Below are 16,688 nucleotides of genomic sequence, written 5' to 3' on the forward strand. Positions count from 1 at the left end.
CGTCAGGCCGTTTCCTGCTCCGCCGTGCGCGGCAGCAGACTGGCCAGTACCTGGCGCAGGCGCGCCGGCAGCAGCGGCTTGCCCAGCGGCATGACGTGCGCCGGCAGGCAGCGCTCCTGCAGCTCGGGGCTCAGATCGGCGCTGATCAGCAGCGCCGGCAGCATCTGTCCGGCGGCCTCGCGCAGGCACTCGATGGCCTGCAGCCCGTCGCCCGACTCGGCCAGGCGGTAATCGCTGATCAGCAGCTGCGGAGGTTCGCGGCGCAGGGCGGCCAGGGCGCCGGCCAGGTCGGCACAGGCCTGTACGTCGCAGCCCCAGCGGCGCAGCAGGCCGGCCAGGGCCTCGCGCCCGGTGGCGTCGTCCTCCAGCAGCAGGATACGTCCGCGCAACCGCCGCACGCCGTCGCCCGCCGCCAGCGCCGACGCCGGCACCTCGGCCAGCGGCAGACGCAGGACGAAACGCGCCCCGGCGCCGGGTTGCGAGTGCAGTTGCAGCGGATGCTCCAGCACCGCGGCCAGCTGCCGCACTATGGCCAGGCCGAGGCCCAGACCGCGCTCGACATTGCGCCCGGGGTTGTCCAGCTGACGAAACTCCTCGAACACCAGCGCCTGCTCCGCCTCGCTCAAACCGCGGCCGTCGTCGCTCACCTCCAGCAGCAGCGCGCCGCCTTGCACGCGCGCGCTCAGGCTGAGCTGCCGCGCCCCGGCGTGCTGCAGGGCGTTGCTCAGCAGGTTGCGCAGCAGCCGCTCCAGCAGCAGGGGGTCGCTGCGCACGCCACAGTCGGCGCACTCCAGGCGCAGCGCCACGCCCTGCTGCTGCGCCTCCGGGGCCAGCTCGCCGAGCAGGCGTTCGAGCAGCGGGCGCAGGGCGAAGGCATGCGGCCTGGCCTGCACGCCGCCCGGCAGGGTCAGCCGGCTGTAGTCCAGCAGCGATTGCAGCAGGCGGCCGAGCTGTTCCACCGAGGCAGCCAGACGTGCGCTGATGCGCCGGGTCTGGGCATCGCCGCCTTGCTCCACCAGGTGCTGGGCGTACAGGCCCATGGCGTTCAACGGCTGGCGCAGGTCGTGGCTGGCCGCCGCCAGCAGGCGCAGCTTGCGCGCGTCGTCGGCCTCGGCGCGCTGGCGCGCCAGATCGAGCAGGCGCAGGTTGAGCCAGGCGCCGCGCTGACCGTGCTCCTGCATATAGGCACCGACCGTGCCGATCAGGTTGGCGCAGAACAGGAACATGGCCTGATAGGCCAGCTCATCCCCCGCCTCGCCGAGGCCCAGGCCGAGCCCGACGAACAGCAGGCAGAAGCCCCAGCTGCACAGGCCGATCGCCCGCAAGGACAGGCCGAGCAGCGCGTAGCCGAACAGCAGGATGAGGAACAGACCGTCGTAAGGCATCGCCACGCCCTGCTGCCAGCACAGGTGGACGATCACCGCGACGCTGACGCCGTTGCACAGGTAGGCGCCGGCGTAGACCGCGGCCGCCCGCCGCGGCGGCGTAGCCGCACGCCGGCAGTAGACGAACGCCAGCAGCACCGCGCCCAGCGCCAGCAGACGCAGCGGCAAGGCCGAGAGGCTGACGGCCAGCGGCATGGCGAAAATATCCAGCAATGCGTAGGCCAGCTGGAACAGCACCGCGGTGGCGGCGATCAGCGGCAGGCGGCGGCGAATGCGCTGCACCCGGTGCTCGGCGAACGCCTGCTCCAGCGCCGGCACGAAGCACAGCCGGCTGTAGCCGCGGCGCTGCTGGGCCAGCAGCAGGCGCTCCTGCTGCTCGACGCTCATGGGCACCGCCGCTCAGGGCTGGGGCGGCGTCTGCGACTGCTTGGCGGCGATGGCGTCATAGGTCTCCACCCGGTGTCGATCTTCGCTGGCGAACAGCAGTTCGCGCAGCCGTTGCTGCGCCTGCGCGCCATCCGCCGCGCTCAGCCCCTGGCCCTGCAACCCGGCCAGCTCGGCGCGGTAGGCCTGGTAGCGCTGCTGCCAATCGCGCTCGCGGCGCTGCTCGGCCAGCAGGCGCTGCACGGTGGGCGGATCATAGGTCATCGCCAGGAACTCGCGCACCTGTTGCTCGTCCGCGCCGTCGCGCCACAGCTGTTCGCTGCGCACCAGTTGTGCCTGGGCCTGCTCCTGGCGCAGCTCGCTGGCACGCAGCGCCTCCGGCAACTGCTGGCGCAGCTGCTCGTGCAACTGCGCGCGCTGCGCCTCGCCGAGGTCGTCGCGCTGCTGCAGCGCCAGGCTGTCCAGGGTGTAGCGGGCGTAGGCCTGCTCGGCGCCGAACAGTGCCTCCTGCGCGGCGGCCGAGAAATGCGTGCGGCGCAGGGCATCCAGGCGCTCGAAGGCCTGCTGCAGCGCCTGCAGCTGGGCCTGGGGGTCGACCTGCTGGCTGGCGTTCAGCGGCTGCTGCAACAGCGCCAGGCTGGCGCGCTTGTAGTCGAGGTAGTCGCCGAGCAGGTTGGTCAGCTGACCCAGCGCCGGCTCCTGCAAACGTGCGCCGGCATCGGCCAGCAGCGCCGCGATCGAGGCGTCGAGGCCGGAGTGGTCGACGGCGCTGAGGAAATAATCGAAGTAATCGCGCAGCGCCAGCTCCAGCACCAGATTGCCGGCGGCATCGGTCTGCAGGCGGCCGTCGACTTCGGTGCCGGCCAGGCTCGGCAGCGGCGCCGCCGGCGCCTGTGGCGTAGCGGTGGGCGTCGCCGCGGCTGCGCGCGGCACCGGCGCTGGCGCTGGCTGCTCGACGCTGGCACCGACGGGAGCGACGGAGGCGGCCGGCACGGCCTCGGCAGCCGGCCAGCGCCAATACAGGGTGAGACCGCCGGCGAGCAGCGCCGCGGCCAGGCAAAGGCTCAGGGATCGGGACATGGGCAACTCGCTGCGGGGGGGAGGGGGGGGCCGGCGGGCCCGCCGCGGGTGGGGGTCAGATGCCTTTGTTCTTCAGGCGGTTGGCGTGCTGACGATACAGCGCTACCGGCTCGGTCCAGCCGCGGATGCCGAACAGGTGGTTGATCGCATCGACGTGGTTCATGTTGTAGCTGTCGCCCAGCACCTGGCCCAGGTAGGTGGCGCAAACGCCCACCAGGCCGTCGTTCTTCTCGCTGCCGAAGGCCAGGCCGGTGAAGGCCAGGAAGGGATCGGCGGCATCGAAGACGTTGGTGTAGGCGGCGTTACCGGTCCAGGAGTAATAGCGAATGCTGTGTCCGCGCACGTTATGCACTTCCGTGGACTTGGCGCAGTAGCTACTGCTGTTCACGCCCCAGGGATGGCGGCCGTTGAGCGCGGTGGTGCCGGGGGTGGTCAGGGTGGCCAGGGCATTGAGGCCGTTCTGCGGGTTGCTGGCGCCGGACAGCAGGTTGATCAGCGAACCGAGCGCATTGGCGATGGCGTTGGCGCCGCCTTCGATGGCGCCGCCCGCCGGGATCACCCCGCGCACCACGTCGGCCACCTTGGAGCCCTTGTTGACGCCGTTGATCGAGGTCACCGAGGCCACCAGGTCGGGGCGCAGCGAAGCCGCCACCCGCGAGGTGGGCGAGCCCTGGCTGTGGCCGATGAGGTTGACCTTGCCGCCGCCGGCGGCGGCCCAGGGCACGATCTGCCGGGCCAGCTCGGCGCCGCGCTGTTCGCTGTCGTTGAACGCGGCGACGCTGGCGATATGCACCTTGGCGCCGTCGCGTTCGAGGTTCCAGGGGATGGTGTGGAAGTAGTTGACCAGCCCGCCGATGGTGTCGAAGCCGGTGATGCCGTGCACCAGCACGATCGGGTGCTTGGTCTTGGTGTAGTTGGCCTGGGCCTGGGCGGCGCCGAGCAGGGCCAGAGTGGCAAGGGCAGTGGTATAGACGCGACGCATGGGTGCCTCCGTTATTGTTCTTGTGGGCACGCCGGGGAACTGCGTCCGGCGCCGCGCCAGTCTAGGCAGGCAGCCGGGCACGGCCCATCGCCCAGATGGGTGAGAGGCTGTGCATCGGGTCTCGTTTGCTAAGACGGCAGGCGGCGCGCCTGCGGCGGGCTCAGGGCTGCGAGGCGATGGCCCGCTCGACCGCCTCGATCAGCTGCGGATCGTCCGGCTTGGTCAGGCTGGAGAAGCTGGCGAGCACCTTGCCCTGGCGGTCGACCACGTACTTGGAAAAATTCCAGCGCGGCGCCTTGCTCTGCTCGGCCAGGCCCTTGAACAGCGCAATGGCCTCGGCGCCGGTGACCACCTGAGGCTCGCTCATGGTGAAGGTCACACCATAGTTGACGTAGCAGACGGTGGCGGTCTTCTCGCTGTCGTCGGCTTCCTGACGGAAGTCGTCGGAGGGCACGCCGAGCACTTCCAGGCCCTGGCCCTTGTAGCGCTGATAGAGCGCCTCGAGGCCTTTGAACTGCGGGGTGAAGCCGCAGAAGCTGGCGGTGTTGACCACCACCAGCGGTTTGCCGGCGAACTGGCACAGATCGATGCTGTCCTTGGCCCGCAGGCGCGGCAGCTCGCCCTGCAGCAGGGCCGGACAGTCGGCGGCCAGCGCCGGCACGGCCAGGCCGGACAACAGGAGGGTACAGGCGAAGCGGCGCAGCGACATGGTGGTTTCCCTGAAGAGTCTGGTGCGGGCAGGTCGTTTAAAAACGTAGGCGAGGCAGGCAAGACAAGGCGCAACGACCAACGGGAGTAACAGCCGAAGGCTGGCCCGCAGGGCGAGTGCAACGAGTCAAACAGCCGAAAAAAGCGGAGTTTACATACTGTAAATGAGCATTTTGAGGCTGTTTTTAACGCAGTATTGCCAACGCAGGTAGTTTTTCAACGGCCTGCTATCCGGTCACGCTACTCGTCATGCGTGCCCAGGGCAACTCAGCAGAAGCTCATGCCCAGCTGCAGCAGCGCCAGGCCGCCCTGCCGCCAGCCCCACCAGGCCAGCGCCAGCAGCAGGCCCGCTGCCAGCAGCGCGGCGCCGATCAGCAGCGGCCGCGTGCTCACGCGCCGGCCTCCTGCAGACGCGCCACCGGCACCTCGCGCACCGGCCAGTTGAGGACCGCGGCCAGCAGGCTGAGGAGAATGGAGATCTGCCAGACCAGGTCGTAGCTGCCGGTGTGGTCGTACAGGTAGCCGCCCAGCCAGCCGCCGAGGAAGGAGCCGAGCTGGTGGAACAGGAAGACGATGCCGCCGAGCATGGACAGGTTGCGCACGCCGAACAGGGTCGCCACCGTGCCGTTGGTCAGCGGCACCGTGGACAGCCACAGCAGGCCCATGGCCATGCCGAACAGGTAGGCGCTCCACTGCGTCAGCGGCGCCACCAGGAACAGGGTGATCACCACCCCGCGCATCAGGTACAGGGCGCTGAGCAGGCGCGGCTTGGACATGCGCCCGCCGAGCCAGCCGGCGATATAGGTGCCGAAGATATTGAACAGCCCGACCAGGGCCAGCACCGTGGTGCCGGTCAGCGCCGGCAGATGATGGTCGACCAGGTAGGCCGGCAGGTGCACGGCGACGAACACCACCTGGAAGCCGCAGACGAAAAAACCCAGCGCCAGCAACCAGAAGCCGGAGTGGCCGGCCGCCTCGCGCAGCGCCTCGACCAGGGTCTGCTGAGGCCCTCTCGGTAGCGGCATCGGCTGCTCCTTGATCATCGCCGCCAGCGGCAGGATCAGCGCCACCAGCAGGCCGAGGGCGAGCAGCGCCGCCGACCAGCCGAGCCAGCCGATCAGCCCCAGGGTGCCGGGCAGCATGGCGAACTGACCGAAGGAGCCGGCCGCCGCGGCGATGCCCATGGCCATGCTGCGTTTTTCCACCGGCACGGCGCGGCCGACCACGCCGAGGATCACCGAGAAGGAGGTGCCGGACAGGCCGATGCCGATCAGCAGGCCGGCGCTCAGCGACAGCGACAGCGGCGAGTCGGCCAGGCCCATCAGCAGCAGGCCGATGGCGTACAGCAGGCCGCCGACCACTATGGTGCGGCGTGCGCCGAAGCGGTCGGCCAGCGCCCCGGTGAATGGCTGCGCCAGGCCCCAGATCAGGTTCTGCAGGGCGATGGCGAAGGCGTACACCTCGCGCCCCCAGCCGAACTCGGCGCTCATCGGCGGCAGGAACAGGCCGAAGCCGTGGCGGATTCCCAGCGACAGGGCCAGGATCAGCGACGCGCCCAGCAGCAGCCAGGTGGTCGAGCGCCATGCGGTGGTCATTAGGGTGTCTCCCTGGGACGGCCAGTCGCGGCCGTGAAGGCGATAAGTAAGAGCCGATACGCGATCAGGCCAGTTGTTCCAGCAGTTGCATCAGCTCGGCGCGGCGCTCCTCGCCGAGGCGTGCGTTGAGTTCGTCCTGCACCTGTTGCCAGAGCGGCAGCGCCTGCTGCAGACGCTGCACACCGGCGGCGCTGAGCAACACTTCGCGGCTGCGCTGATCGCGGCCTTCGCCGAGCTGCAGCAAGCCCTGCTCCTGCAGCACCCGCAGGTTGCGTCCCAGGGTGCTGCGATCCAGGCCCATGGCCTCGGCCAGCGCGGAAATGCTCGGTTGCCCCAGCCGCTGCACATGACGCAGCAGGGAAAACTGGGCAGCGCCGAGCCCGACCGCGGCAAGCGCGTCGTCGTAACGTCGGGTCACCCCGCGGCTGGCGCGGCGCAATTGGGTGCAGAGGCAGGTGGTCGGCAACATGGGGTGCAGGTATATACCCGCTTCGCGCCAAGACACAGACACAGTTGCCCGCTTTGTCGGCATAACAGTCCGCCAGGCGCTCCTGCTAGCGCCCGGCGGCGCGCTGCCGGTAGTAGCGGCGAAAATCCGCGGCGAAGCGCGCGTAGACCTCGTCCGGCAGCCAGCGCCGCTGCACCTGCAGCAGGCCCTGCGGCTGTGCCAGCAGGGCGACCACGGCGCGCTCCAGGCGTGCGGCCATGCGCGCGCCCCAAGCCGTGCGCGGGCAGTAGAAACCCACCGGCACCAGCGCATCGCCCTCCAGCAAGGGCACGCTGACCAGGCTGTCGCCGAGGCTGAAGCTGCGCGCCACCTCGGTGTAGACCATGGGGTACTCGAAGGCGTAGTCGATGCGCCGGTGGCTGACCATCAGCAGCAGGTTGTCGCCGGCGGTGCCGGCCGCCAGTTCGAGCAGGCGGCCAGCGGCCAGCGCCTGCTGCAGGGGTTCGCGAATGGCCGGCGGGTAGACCCGGCCGCGGGTCAGCGCGCCGCGCAGGTAGGGATTGGCCAGCAGCCAGGCGAGGCTGACCCGGCCCTCGTCCAGGGCCAGCTGGGCATAGGTCTGGCGCCGCACCAGCACATGGATCGGCGGCGACTGTAGAAAAGCGACGAAGTGTCCCAGGCGGTCACGCTCGGCGCTCTGCAACTGGCCACTGGTGCACAGCGGCTCGCCGGCCAGCAGGCGCTGCTCCAGGCGGGCGAAGGGCAGCACCTCGTAGCGAATGTGCAGCTCCGGCAGCTGCGCATCGAGCAGTTGCATGGCCTCGTAGAGCACGCCGTCGACCAACTCGCCGTCGCGCACGTTGAACACCCCGGGCAGCGGCAGCACGCCCCAGGTCAGGGTTTCACCGCGCACGCCGAGGGGCAGCAGGCACAGCAGCACGAGCATCCAGCGCAGAGCAGGCATAAAGGCAGGCAAGGTTATGGGGTGATGCCTGAAGCCTAGGTGATGCCGCGGGTTCTGCCCTCAGAACACCAGCGCCAGACTCAGCAGCACCCCACACTCGACCAGCTCCACCAGGGCACCGGCGGTATCGCCGGTGGTGCCGCCCAGGCGTTGGCACATCAGGCGCCGCAGCCAGAGGAAGACCAGTGCGGCGACCGCCAGCGCCAGCCCGCCGGCCCCGCCGAACAGCAGGCAGATGGCCAGGCCGTGGCCGGCCAGCAGCCAGGGCAGCTGGCGCCGCGGCAGCTGTTCGGCCAGCGCCTGGCCCAGGCCGCCGGCGCGCACGTAGGGCGTGGTCCACAGCAGCAACGGCAGCAGGCCGCGCGCCAGCCAGGGCAGCAGCACCAGCAGCAGGCCCTGCCCGGCCTGCAACAGGCTGACCAGGGCGGCGAACTTGAGCAGCAGCAGCAGCACCAGCACCGTCACCGCCATCGGCCCGCTGCGCGGGTCCTTCATGATCGCCAGGGTCCGCTTGCGGTCGCCGAAGCCGCCGACCCAGGCGTCGGCGCTGTCGGCCAGGCCGTCCAGATGCAGGCCGCCGCTCAAGCCCACCCACAGCGCCAGCAAGATCGCCGCCTGCAGCAACGCCGGGGCCGCGCCCAGCAGCAAGTGAGCAGCCCACAGCAGCAGACCGAGCAGCAGGCCCACGGCCGGATACCAGAGCAGCGAACGGCCGAGCTGCTCGGGCGTGGGCATGCCCGGCAGGCGAACCGGCAGGCGGGTGAGAAACTGCAGGGCGATCAGCGCCGGGCTCATGCCAGCTCCGTTAGGGCGCCCTGCCCGTCCAGCTGCAGGCGCACGCGCTGGGCGTAACCGACATTGACCTGCAGCAGCTCGTGGCGCGGCAGGCCGCGGGCGCGCGCGAGCAGCAGACGCATCACCCCGCCATGGGTGATCAGCAGCAGGCGCCGGCCGCGGTGCGCGTCGTACAGCCGCTGCAGGGCGGCGAGGATGCGCGCCTCGAAGCGCGGCAGCGGCTCGCCGTCCGGCGGGGTGAAGGCATAGGGATCGGCCCAGAAGCGGCCCAGGGCCTCGGCATCGGTCTGCATCAGCTCGGCGGCGCTGCGCCCCTCCCAGGCACCGAAGTGCAGCTCCTGCAGATCGGCGTCGAAGGCCAATGGCAGCTCATGCTGCGCCGCCAGTTCCTCGGCGAAGCGTGCGCAGCGCTGCAGCGGCGAGCTGACCAGCGCGTCCCAGGGCCCGGCGCCGGCCACCGCGGCGCGCAGCTGCGCCCAGCCGGCGGCGGTCAGGGCATCGTCGAGGCTGCCGCGCAGGCCGCCGCCCTGCTCGGTTTCGCCGTGGCGCAGCAGCTCCAGGTGCAGGCTCATGCCGGACGATCCGCCACCGCCGCCTCGGCGAAAGTCGCCATCTGCCCGTGCAGCGTGCAGGCCAGGCGCAGCAGCGGCACGGCCAACGCCGCCCCGCTGCCCTCGCCCAGACGCAGACCCAGCTCCAGCAGCGGCTCGGCGTCCAGCGCCTGCAGCACCCGGGCATGCCCGGGCTCGGCGCCGCGGTGGGCGAACAGCAGCCAGTCGCGGCAGCCGGGGTTCAGGCGCACCGCCAGCAACGCGGCGACGCTGCAGATGAAACCGTCCACCAGCACCGCCACGCCCTGCTGCGCCGCCGCCAGGTAGGCGCCGACCAGCGCGGCGATCTCGAAGCCGCCCAGGTGCACCAGCGCCTGCAAGGGCCCTGCGAGCTGCGGCCGGTGCAGGGCCAGCGCCGCCTCGATCACCCGTACCTTGTGCGCCACTCCGGCGGCGTCCAGCCCGGTGCCGGGGCCGGCCAGCTCGGCCGGCGGGCAATCGAGCAGCCAGCAGGCCAGCGCGGCGGCGGCGGTGGTGTTGCCGATGCCCATTTCGCCGCCGATAAACAGCTCGCAGCCCACCGCGCGGGCGCGCAGCAGGCTGTCGCAGCCGGCCTGCAGGCAGATCAGCGCCTGGGCATTGGTCATCGCCGGTTCGCGGGCGAGATTGCGCGTGCCGGCGCCGACATACAGATGACGCACACCGGGCAGAGTCTCCAGCGGCACGGCGGTGCCCAGGTCGATCACCTCCAGCGCGGCGTCCAGTTCGCCGGCCAGCACGCTGATGGCTGCGCCGCCGTGGACGAAGTTGCTCAGCATCTGCCCGGTCACCGCCTGCGGGTAGGCCGACACGCCCTCGGCCACCACGCCGTGATCGCCGGCGAAGATGGCGATCCACAGCCTGTCCAGCCTCGGTCGCTCGCTGCCCTGCAGCGCCGCCAGCTGGATCGCCAGGGCTTCCAGGCGACCGAGCGAGCCGGCCGGTTTGGTCAGCTGTTGCTGGCGCGCCTCGGCCTTGGCCCGCGCCACGTGATCGAGCGGCTGGCAGGGGCCCTGCCACCAGTGCAGGCTCATAGCGCCTCTCCCTTGAGGATCATCGGTAACCCGGCGACGCAGAACAGCACGCGCCGGCTGCGTTCGGCCAGGGCCTGGTGCAGCCAGCCGGCCTCGTCGACATAACGGCGGGTCAGCTCGCCCATGGGCACCACGCCCAGGCCGGTTTCATTGCTGACCAGCAGGATGCGCCCGGGCAGCTCGCCCAGGGTGTCGAGCAGCGCGTCGCGCTCGGCGGCCAGGCGCGCCTCGTCGTCCAACAGCAGCAGGTTGGTCAGCCACAGGGTCAGGCAGTCCACCAGCAGGCAGCGCTCCTCGCGCGCCTGCTCACGCAGCACACGGGCCAGCGCCACGGGTTCCTCCACCAGCGCCCAATGCGCCGGACGGCGCGCGCGGTGCTGGGCAACGCGCGCACTCATCTCGCCGTCCAGCGCCTGGCTGGTGGCGATATACACCACCTCCAGGCCGGACTCGGCCGCCAGCTTCTCCGCCAGCCGGCTCTTGCCGGAACGGGCACCGCCGAGGATCAGTTCAAGCATGTCCACTCCGTTGGGTGCGCCGTGCGCACCGTTGGCAGATCAAATACGTAGGGTGGATCGCGCTTTACCGATCCACCATTGGCAGGTGTCCAGCGATCACAGCGGTGGACGAACAAAGCGTCGTCCACCCTACGCCAGGCCACAGAGCGCCTTGAGTTGATCGGTATCCAGATGCGCCTCCACCAGATCGGCCAGGCGCTCGATATCGCGCTCGCGCAGGGCCTGGTAGTCCACCGCCTGCACCTCGCGCAGCCCGGCCCAGCGCAGCAGCGCGGCGCAGGCTTCAGGGCGCTCGAACAGGCCATGCAGGTAGGTGCCGAGCACCTGACCGTCGCCGCTCAGGCCGCCGTCGCGACGGCCATCGTCCAGGCTCACCGCGCCATTGAGGCCGGCGCCGGTGCTGACCCCGGCATGAATCTCGTAGCCGCTGACCTCGGCCTGCTCCAGGCACAGGCGGCCGCGCACGTTGCGCAATTGTTTCTCCGGCTCCAGCCGCGTTTCGAAATCGAGCAGGCCGAGGCCCTCGCTGCTGCCGGCGGCGCCTTCCAGGCCGTGCGGGTCGTGGATGTGCCGGCCGAGCATCTGCAGGCCGCCGCAGATGCCCAGCAGCTTGCCGCCGTAGCGCAGATGACGGGCGATGGCGGCGTCCCAGCCCTGCTCGCGCAGCCGCGCCAGATCGGCGCGCACGCTCTTGGAACCGGGCAGGACGATCAGGTCGGCCGGCGGCATCGCCTGACCAGGGCCGACGAAACTCAGCTGCACCTGCGGGTGCAGGCGCAGCGGGTCGAAGTCGGTGTGGTTGCTGATGCGCGGCAGCACCGGCACCACCACCCGCAACGCGTCCTCGGCCTTGGCCTGCTGGCGGGTGTCGACGGCGTCCTCGGCCTCTAGGTGGAAATCCATCAGGTAGGGCAACACGCCGAGCACCGGCTTGCCGATGCGCCGCTCCAGCCAATCGAGCCCCGGTTGCAGCAGGGCGATGTCGCCACGAAAACGGTTGATCACGAAGCCCTGGATGCGCGCCTGCTCGGACGGGCTGAGCAGCGCCAGGGTGCCGACCAGGTGGGCGAACACCCCGCCCTTGTCGATATCGGCGATAAGGATCACCGGGCAGTCCACCGCCTCGGCGAAGCCCATGTTGGCGATATCGCCGGCGCGCAGGTTGATCTCCGCCGGCGAGCCGGCGCCCTCCACCAGCACCAGCGGGTACTGCCGGCGCAGACGCTCATGGGACTGGAGTACCGCGGCCATGGCCACCTGCTTGTAGCCGTGATAGGCCAGCGCCTGCATATTGCCCACCGCGCGGCCGTGGATGATCACCTGGGCGCCGGTGTCGCTGTTGGGCTTGAGCAGCACCGGGTTCATGTCGGTGTGAGGTTCGAGGCCGGCGGCCTGGGCCTGCACTGCCTGGGCGCGGCCGATCTCGCCGCCGTCGGCCGTCACTGCCGAATTGAGCGCCATGTTCTGCGGTTTGAACGGCGCCACCGCCACGCCCTGACGCCGCGCCCAGCGGCACAGGGCGGTCACCAGGGTGCTCTTGCCGGCGTCGGAGGTGGTGCCCTGCACCATCAGGGTGGCGCCGATCATTGCCCCAGCTCCTCGGCGCATTCGCGCAGGGCCTGTTGCAGGCGCTGCCAGCCCGCCTCGTGCGGCGGCAGGCCGAAGCGCAGGCTATCGAGAAAGGGAAACAGCCGCACCAGGATGCCGCGCCGCGCCAGCGCCGCGTGCCAGTCGCCGGCCCGCGGCGGGCAGCAGAACTGGAACAGCGCGCAGCCGCCGGTGGGTGGCAGGCCGCAGTCGCGCAGCAGCGCGGCCAGGCGCTCGCCGTCGGCCTGCAGGCGCTGGCGTTGACGCGCCTGGCCGGCGCCGTCGGCCAGCAGCTGGCGCGCCAGCTGCCGCGCCGGGCCGCTCACCGCCCAGGGTCCGAGCAGCTCGGCCAATTCGTCGAGCAGGGCCTGCTCGGCGAGGACGAAGCCCAGGCGCAGGCCGGCCAAGCCGAAGAACTTGCCGAACGAACGCAGCAGGATCATTCCCGGCTGTGCGCCGTGAGCGGCCAGGCTGTGCTCGGGGGTGCAATCCATGAAGGCCTCGTCGACCAGCAGCCAACCGCCGCGCTCGGCCAGTTGCGCGTGCCAGGCGAGCAGGCGCGGCATCTCGATGCGCCGGCCGGTGGGATTGTTCGGGTTGACCAGCAGCAGCACGTCGAGGCGCGGCAGGGCGCGGTCGATGGCGCCCTCGCTGAGCTGCATCACCCGGTGCCCCTCGCGGCGCCAGGCGGCGGCATGCTCGGCGTAGGTCGGCGAGAGGATGCCCACCGTGCAGCCCTTGCGCAGGCGCGGCAAGGCCTGGATCGCCGCCTGCGAGCCGGCCACCGGCAGCAGGCTGGCCGCGCCGTAGTAGTCGCGGGCGACGGCTTCCAGGCCATCGTCCGGCTCCGGCAGGCGGGCCCAGGCCTCGGCCGCAATCGCCGGCAGCGGCCAGCCGTAGGGGGCGATGCCGGTGGACAGGTCCAGCCAGTCCTCCCGGGCGATGCCGTATTGCTGCGCCGCCGCGCGCAGGCGGCCTCCATGCTCAAGCACCCAGCACCTCCCAGAGTCCCAGCAGCGCCAGCCACAGCAGCACGCCGCCCCACACCAGATTCAGCGCCCGTTCGATATCGCGCGCCCGCGGCGGCGGCCCCTCGCCCAGTTGCGGGCGCACATGCAGCTCGCCGTGATATTCGGCCGCACCGCCCAGGCTCACCCCCAGGCTGCCGGCGCCGGCGGCCATCACCGGGCCGGCGTTGGGGCTGTCCCATTGCGGCGCCTGGCGGCGCCAGCAGCGCAGCGCCAGGGCGGTGTGGCCGAGCAGCGCGTAGGTCAGCGCCACCAGGCGTGCGGGGAGGTAATTGAGTACATCGTCGATCTTCGCCGCTGCCCAGCCGAAGCGTTCGAAGCGCTCGTTGCGATAACCCCACATGGCGTCCAGGGTATTGCTCAGGCGGTACAGCACCACGCCCGGCGCGCCGGCGACGACGAACCAGAACAGCGCGGCGAACACCGCATCCGAACCATTTTCCAGCACCGACTCGGTGCCGGCGCGGGCCACGCCGCCGGCGTCCAGCGCGGCGGTGTTGCGGCTGACCATCCAGCCGACGCGTTCGCGCGCCAACGCCAGATCGCCCAGGCGCAGCGCCTGCGCCACCGGCCGCGCGTGCTCGCCGAGGCTGCGCAGGCCGAGGGCGAAGTACAGCGCGGCGATCTCCACCGCCCAGCCGAAGGCCGAGACCTGGGCCAGCAGCCAGGTCAGCAGGGTCAGCGGCAGCACCGCCAAGCACCAGGCGCTCACCCCATGGCTGCGCCAGCCACCGCCGGCGGGGTTGAAGCGCTGCTCCAAACGATTCGCCAGGCGCCCGAAGGCCACCAGCGGGTGGCCCTGCTTCGGCTCGCCGAGCGCGGCGTCCAGCGCCACCCCGGCCAGGGTGCTGAGCGCCAGGCTCATCGCCACCGCCCGTTGCCAGTGGATAGGTCAGTCAACACGTTCTCCCCATCGATTCTCGAACAGCAGCTCGGCGAGCGGCCGCGGCCTGGCCCAGCCCTCTTCCACCAGCATCGGCTGGTCATAGAAGGCCGCGACCGGCCCCAGACAGAGCAGCGCCACCGGCTTGCTACCGGCCGGCATGCCCAGCAGCGCGGCCAAGGCCTCGGGCTCGAACAGCGACACCCAGCCCATGCCCAGGCCTTCGGCGCGGGCGGCCAGCCAGAGATTCTGAATGGCGCAGGCCACCGACGCCATATCCATTTCCGGCAGGGTGCGGCGGCCGAAGACATGCTTTTGGCGCCCGTCCATCAGCGCCACCGCCAGCAGCTCGGCGCACTCGCGAATGCCCTCGACCTTGAGCCGCATGAATTCGTCCGAGCGTTCGCCCAGCGCCTCGGCGGTGCGCACCCGCTCGGCCTCCACCAGCGCGTAGGCGGCTTCGCGCAATTGCGGGTCGCTGATGCGCAGAAAGCGCCAGGGCTGCATCAGGCCGACGCTGGGTGCGCGGTGCGCCGCCTCCAGCAGGCGTGCCAGCACCTCGGCCGGCACCTCGCCGCCGCTGAAGTGACGCATGTCGCGGCGCTCGGCGATGGCGCGATAGACCGCGGCGCGCTCAGCGGCGCTGAAGGCCTGCTCGCTCATGGGCGCAACAGCGCCGCCGCCGCCAGGGGATTGGACGGCAGGTAGAAGTGGATATAGCTGGCCGTCAACCGGCCCAGGCGATAGACCGCCTCGGCCACCGCCTTGCCGTTCGGGCAACGGCCCAGGGCCAGTGGCGCCAGCGGGCTGTCCAGGCGCGAATGGTGGTAGCTGTGGCCACGCAGCTCGCCTTCCGGCAACGTCACCTGCTGCAGGGCCAGGGCGGTCAATCGTGGTTGCAGCGCGGCGCGGCCGGCCAGCAGGCCGAGCATGCGGCCGCTGGCGCCCTGCTTGTCGGCCAGCTCGTCGAGCAGATAGAGCATGCCGCCGCACTCGGCGAGGATCGGCTTGCCGGCCTGGTGATGGGCGCGAATCGCCGCGGCCATGGCCTGGTTGCCTTGCAGCTGGGCCAGATGCAATTCGGGATAACCGCCGGGCAGGTAGAGGCTGTCCACCTGCGGCAGGCCGTCGCCCGCCAGCGGCGAGAAGAATTCGAGTTCGGCGCCCAGCTCGCGCAGCAGATCGAGGTTGGCCTGGTAGAGAAAGGCGAAGGCGCCGTCGCGCGCCACGCCGATGCGCACGCCGGCCAGCAGCGGCTCGACCACCCGCGGCGGCGGCGCGGCAAAGCGCACCGGTGCCGGCAAGGCCACCTCGGCGCTGGCGGCCAGGGCATCGGCGGCGGCATCCAGGCGCGCATCCAGGTCGGCCAGCTCCTGCGCCTGCACCAACCCCAGGTGGCGGCTGGGCAGCTCCACCGCGGCATTACGCGGCAGCGCGCCGTACCAGCGGATACTCGGCGGCAGCGCAGCGCGCAGGATCTCGCCGTGACGGGCGCTGGCCACCCGGTTGCCGAGCACGCCGGCGAACGGCAGGTCGGGCTGGAAGGTCGCCAGGCCATGGGCCAGGGCGCCGAAGGTCTGGGCCATGGCCGAACCGTCGATCACCCCCAGCACCGGCACGCCGAACTGCCGCGCCAGGTCGGCCGCCGAGGGCTGGCCGTCGAACAGGCCCATCACCCCCTCGATCAGGATCAGCTCGGCCTCGCCCGCCGCCTGCCAGAGCAGGCGGCGGCTCTCCGCCTCGCCGACCATGGCCAGGTCGAGCTGGTACACCGGCGCGCCGCTGGCGCGGGCGAGGATCATCGGGTCGAGGAAATCCGGGCCGCACTTGAACACCCGCACCCGCCGACCCTGACGGCTGTGCAGGCGCGCCAGGGCGGCGGTGACGGTGGTCTTGCCCTGCCCCGAGGCTGGCGCGGCGATCAGCAGCGCCGGGCACTGGCGCGAGGTCAAAACTCCACCCCCTTCTGCGCCTTCACCCCGGCCTTGAAGGCATGCTTGACCAGGCCCATCTCGGTCACCGTATCGGCCGCCTCGATCATCCCCGGCAAGGCGCCGCGCCCGGTCACCACCACATGCTGCGAGAGCGGCCGCGCCTGGATATCGGCGAGCACGGCAGCGAGCTGCAGATAGCCGTGCTTGAGGGCGATGTTCAGCTCGTCCAGCACCACCAGGCCGACGCCCTCGTCGTTCAGCAGGCGCTGCGCAACGGCCCAGGCCTCGCCCGCCTTGGCGATATCGCGCTGGCGATCCTGGGTCTCCCAGGTGAAGCCCTCGCCCATCACGTGGTAGCTGACTTCCTCGGGAAAACGGCGGAAGAAGGCCTCCTCGCCGGTGCTGGCGGCGCCCTTGATGAATTGCACCACGCCGACTTTGATGCCGTGGCCGAGGGCGCGGGCGACCATGCCGAAGGCGCTGCTGCTCTTGCCCTTGCCGTTGCCGCTGTGCACCAGCAGCAGGCCGTACTGGTCCTGGGCCTGGGCGATCTTCGCGTCGATCAGCGCCTTCTTGCGCGCCATGCGCGCCTGGTGCCGGGCGTCGCGATCAGCCGATTCGCTCATCGAAGTTTCCTGGTCTGCGGGCATCCGGGCGCGGGCCGCCGTGCACGACTGGCAAGCTGGCGTGGCGGCATCGTTGCGCTCCCGAACACAGTGGGCTGGACAAGGCAGGCGGAGAACGGCGCGCGCAGGCCACCGGGAAGGCGAGCC

At 71.1% G+C, this 16,688-nt stretch carries 18 protein-coding genes; all 18 read right to left on the reverse strand.

Annotated elements, in window-relative coordinates; all coding sequences use genetic code 11:
• Window positions 1-2 precede the first annotated feature (2 nt).
• On the reverse strand, window positions 3-1,772 hold the full coding sequence (locus ACW9UL_RS15080) for an ATP-binding response regulator (protein ID WP_457787505.1): 1,770 nt from the start codon (window positions 1,770-1,772) through the stop codon (window positions 3-5).
• A gap of 12 nt (window positions 1,773-1,784) precedes the next feature.
• On the reverse strand, window positions 1,785-2,849 hold the full coding sequence (locus ACW9UL_RS15085; RefSeq protein WP_457787506.1) for a lipase secretion chaperone: 1,065 nt from the start codon (window positions 2,847-2,849) through the stop codon (window positions 1,785-1,787).
• 55 nt (window positions 2,850-2,904) lie between these two features.
• Window positions 2,905-3,831, reverse strand: coding sequence for an esterase/lipase family protein (locus ACW9UL_RS15090; RefSeq protein ID WP_457787507.1), 927 nt, complete (start codon window positions 3,829-3,831; stop codon window positions 2,905-2,907).
• Between the two features lie 160 nt (window positions 3,832-3,991).
• Window positions 3,992-4,540: a glutathione peroxidase gene (locus tag ACW9UL_RS15095; protein WP_457787508.1), complete on the reverse strand. Its 549-nt coding sequence runs from the start codon at window positions 4,538-4,540 to the stop codon at window positions 3,992-3,994.
• A 266-nt stretch (window positions 4,541-4,806) separates the two neighbouring features.
• Complete coding sequence (locus ACW9UL_RS15100; RefSeq protein WP_256679207.1) at window positions 4,807-4,932, reverse strand: hypothetical protein; 126 nt, start codon at window positions 4,930-4,932, stop codon at window positions 4,807-4,809.
• Window positions 4,929-6,134 (reverse strand): MFS transporter, encoded by a 1,206-nt coding sequence (locus tag ACW9UL_RS15105; protein ID WP_457787509.1) that lies wholly within the window; start codon window positions 6,132-6,134, stop codon window positions 4,929-4,931. Before ACW9UL_RS15105 ends, ACW9UL_RS15100 begins: the two co-directional genes overlap by 4 nt.
• Before the next feature lie 64 nt (window positions 6,135-6,198).
• Entirely contained in the window at window positions 6,199-6,603 is a 405-nt protein-coding gene (locus ACW9UL_RS15110) for a MarR family winged helix-turn-helix transcriptional regulator (protein ID WP_021445174.1), read from the reverse strand.
• Window positions 6,604-6,688: 85 nt separating this feature from the next.
• Complete coding sequence (locus tag ACW9UL_RS15115; RefSeq protein WP_457787510.1) at window positions 6,689-7,546, reverse strand: hypothetical protein; 858 nt, start codon at window positions 7,544-7,546, stop codon at window positions 6,689-6,691.
• Between the two features lie 60 nt (window positions 7,547-7,606).
• Window positions 7,607-8,341, reverse strand: coding sequence for an adenosylcobinamide-GDP ribazoletransferase (locus ACW9UL_RS15120; protein WP_457787511.1), 735 nt, complete (start codon window positions 8,339-8,341; stop codon window positions 7,607-7,609).
• The gene (gene cobC, locus ACW9UL_RS15125; RefSeq protein ID WP_457787512.1) at window positions 8,338-8,913 is read right to left on the reverse strand and encodes an alpha-ribazole phosphatase family protein; all 576 of its coding nucleotides are present in this window, start codon (window positions 8,911-8,913) and stop codon (window positions 8,338-8,340) included. Before cobC ends, ACW9UL_RS15120 begins: the two co-directional genes overlap by 4 nt.
• Complete coding sequence (gene cobT / locus ACW9UL_RS15130; protein ID WP_457787513.1) at window positions 8,910-9,965, reverse strand: nicotinate-nucleotide--dimethylbenzimidazole phosphoribosyltransferase; 1,056 nt, start codon at window positions 9,963-9,965, stop codon at window positions 8,910-8,912. The genes cobC and cobT overlap by 4 nt, the downstream gene beginning before the upstream one ends.
• Window positions 9,962-10,483 carry a bifunctional adenosylcobinamide kinase/adenosylcobinamide-phosphate guanylyltransferase gene (gene cobU / locus ACW9UL_RS15135; RefSeq protein WP_457787514.1) on the reverse strand — a complete coding sequence of 174 codons (522 nt, stop codon included), beginning with the start codon at window positions 10,481-10,483 and terminating at the stop codon, window positions 9,962-9,964. The genes cobT and cobU overlap by 4 nt, the downstream gene beginning before the upstream one ends.
• A 129-nt stretch (window positions 10,484-10,612) precedes the next feature.
• Complete coding sequence (locus ACW9UL_RS15140) at window positions 10,613-12,070, reverse strand: cobyric acid synthase (RefSeq protein ID WP_457787515.1); 1,458 nt, start codon at window positions 12,068-12,070, stop codon at window positions 10,613-10,615.
• Window positions 12,067-13,062: a threonine-phosphate decarboxylase CobD gene (gene cobD / locus ACW9UL_RS15145; protein WP_457787516.1), complete on the reverse strand. Its 996-nt coding sequence runs from the start codon at window positions 13,060-13,062 to the stop codon at window positions 12,067-12,069. The genes ACW9UL_RS15140 and cobD overlap by 4 nt, the downstream gene beginning before the upstream one ends.
• A complete protein-coding gene (cbiB, locus tag ACW9UL_RS15150) occupies window positions 13,055-13,963 on the reverse strand; it encodes an adenosylcobinamide-phosphate synthase CbiB (RefSeq protein WP_457787517.1) in 909 nt (302 codons plus the stop codon). The genes cobD and cbiB overlap by 8 nt, the downstream gene beginning before the upstream one ends.
• A gap of 27 nt (window positions 13,964-13,990) precedes the next feature.
• Complete coding sequence (gene bluB, locus ACW9UL_RS15155) at window positions 13,991-14,644, reverse strand: 5,6-dimethylbenzimidazole synthase (RefSeq protein WP_397496940.1); 654 nt, start codon at window positions 14,642-14,644, stop codon at window positions 13,991-13,993.
• A complete protein-coding gene (locus ACW9UL_RS15160) occupies window positions 14,641-15,933 on the reverse strand; it encodes a cobyrinic acid a,c-diamide synthase CobB (protein WP_457787518.1) in 1,293 nt (430 codons plus the stop codon). The genes bluB and ACW9UL_RS15160 overlap by 4 nt, the downstream gene beginning before the upstream one ends.
• On the reverse strand, window positions 15,930-16,541 hold the full coding sequence (gene cobO, locus ACW9UL_RS15165; protein ID WP_457787519.1) for a cob(I)yrinic acid a,c-diamide adenosyltransferase: 612 nt from the start codon (window positions 16,539-16,541) through the stop codon (window positions 15,930-15,932). The genes ACW9UL_RS15160 and cobO overlap by 4 nt, the downstream gene beginning before the upstream one ends.
• Between the last annotated feature and the right edge of the window lie 147 nt (window positions 16,542-16,688).

It is taken from the genome of Pseudomonas sp. PL-6 (assembly GCF_054110165.1).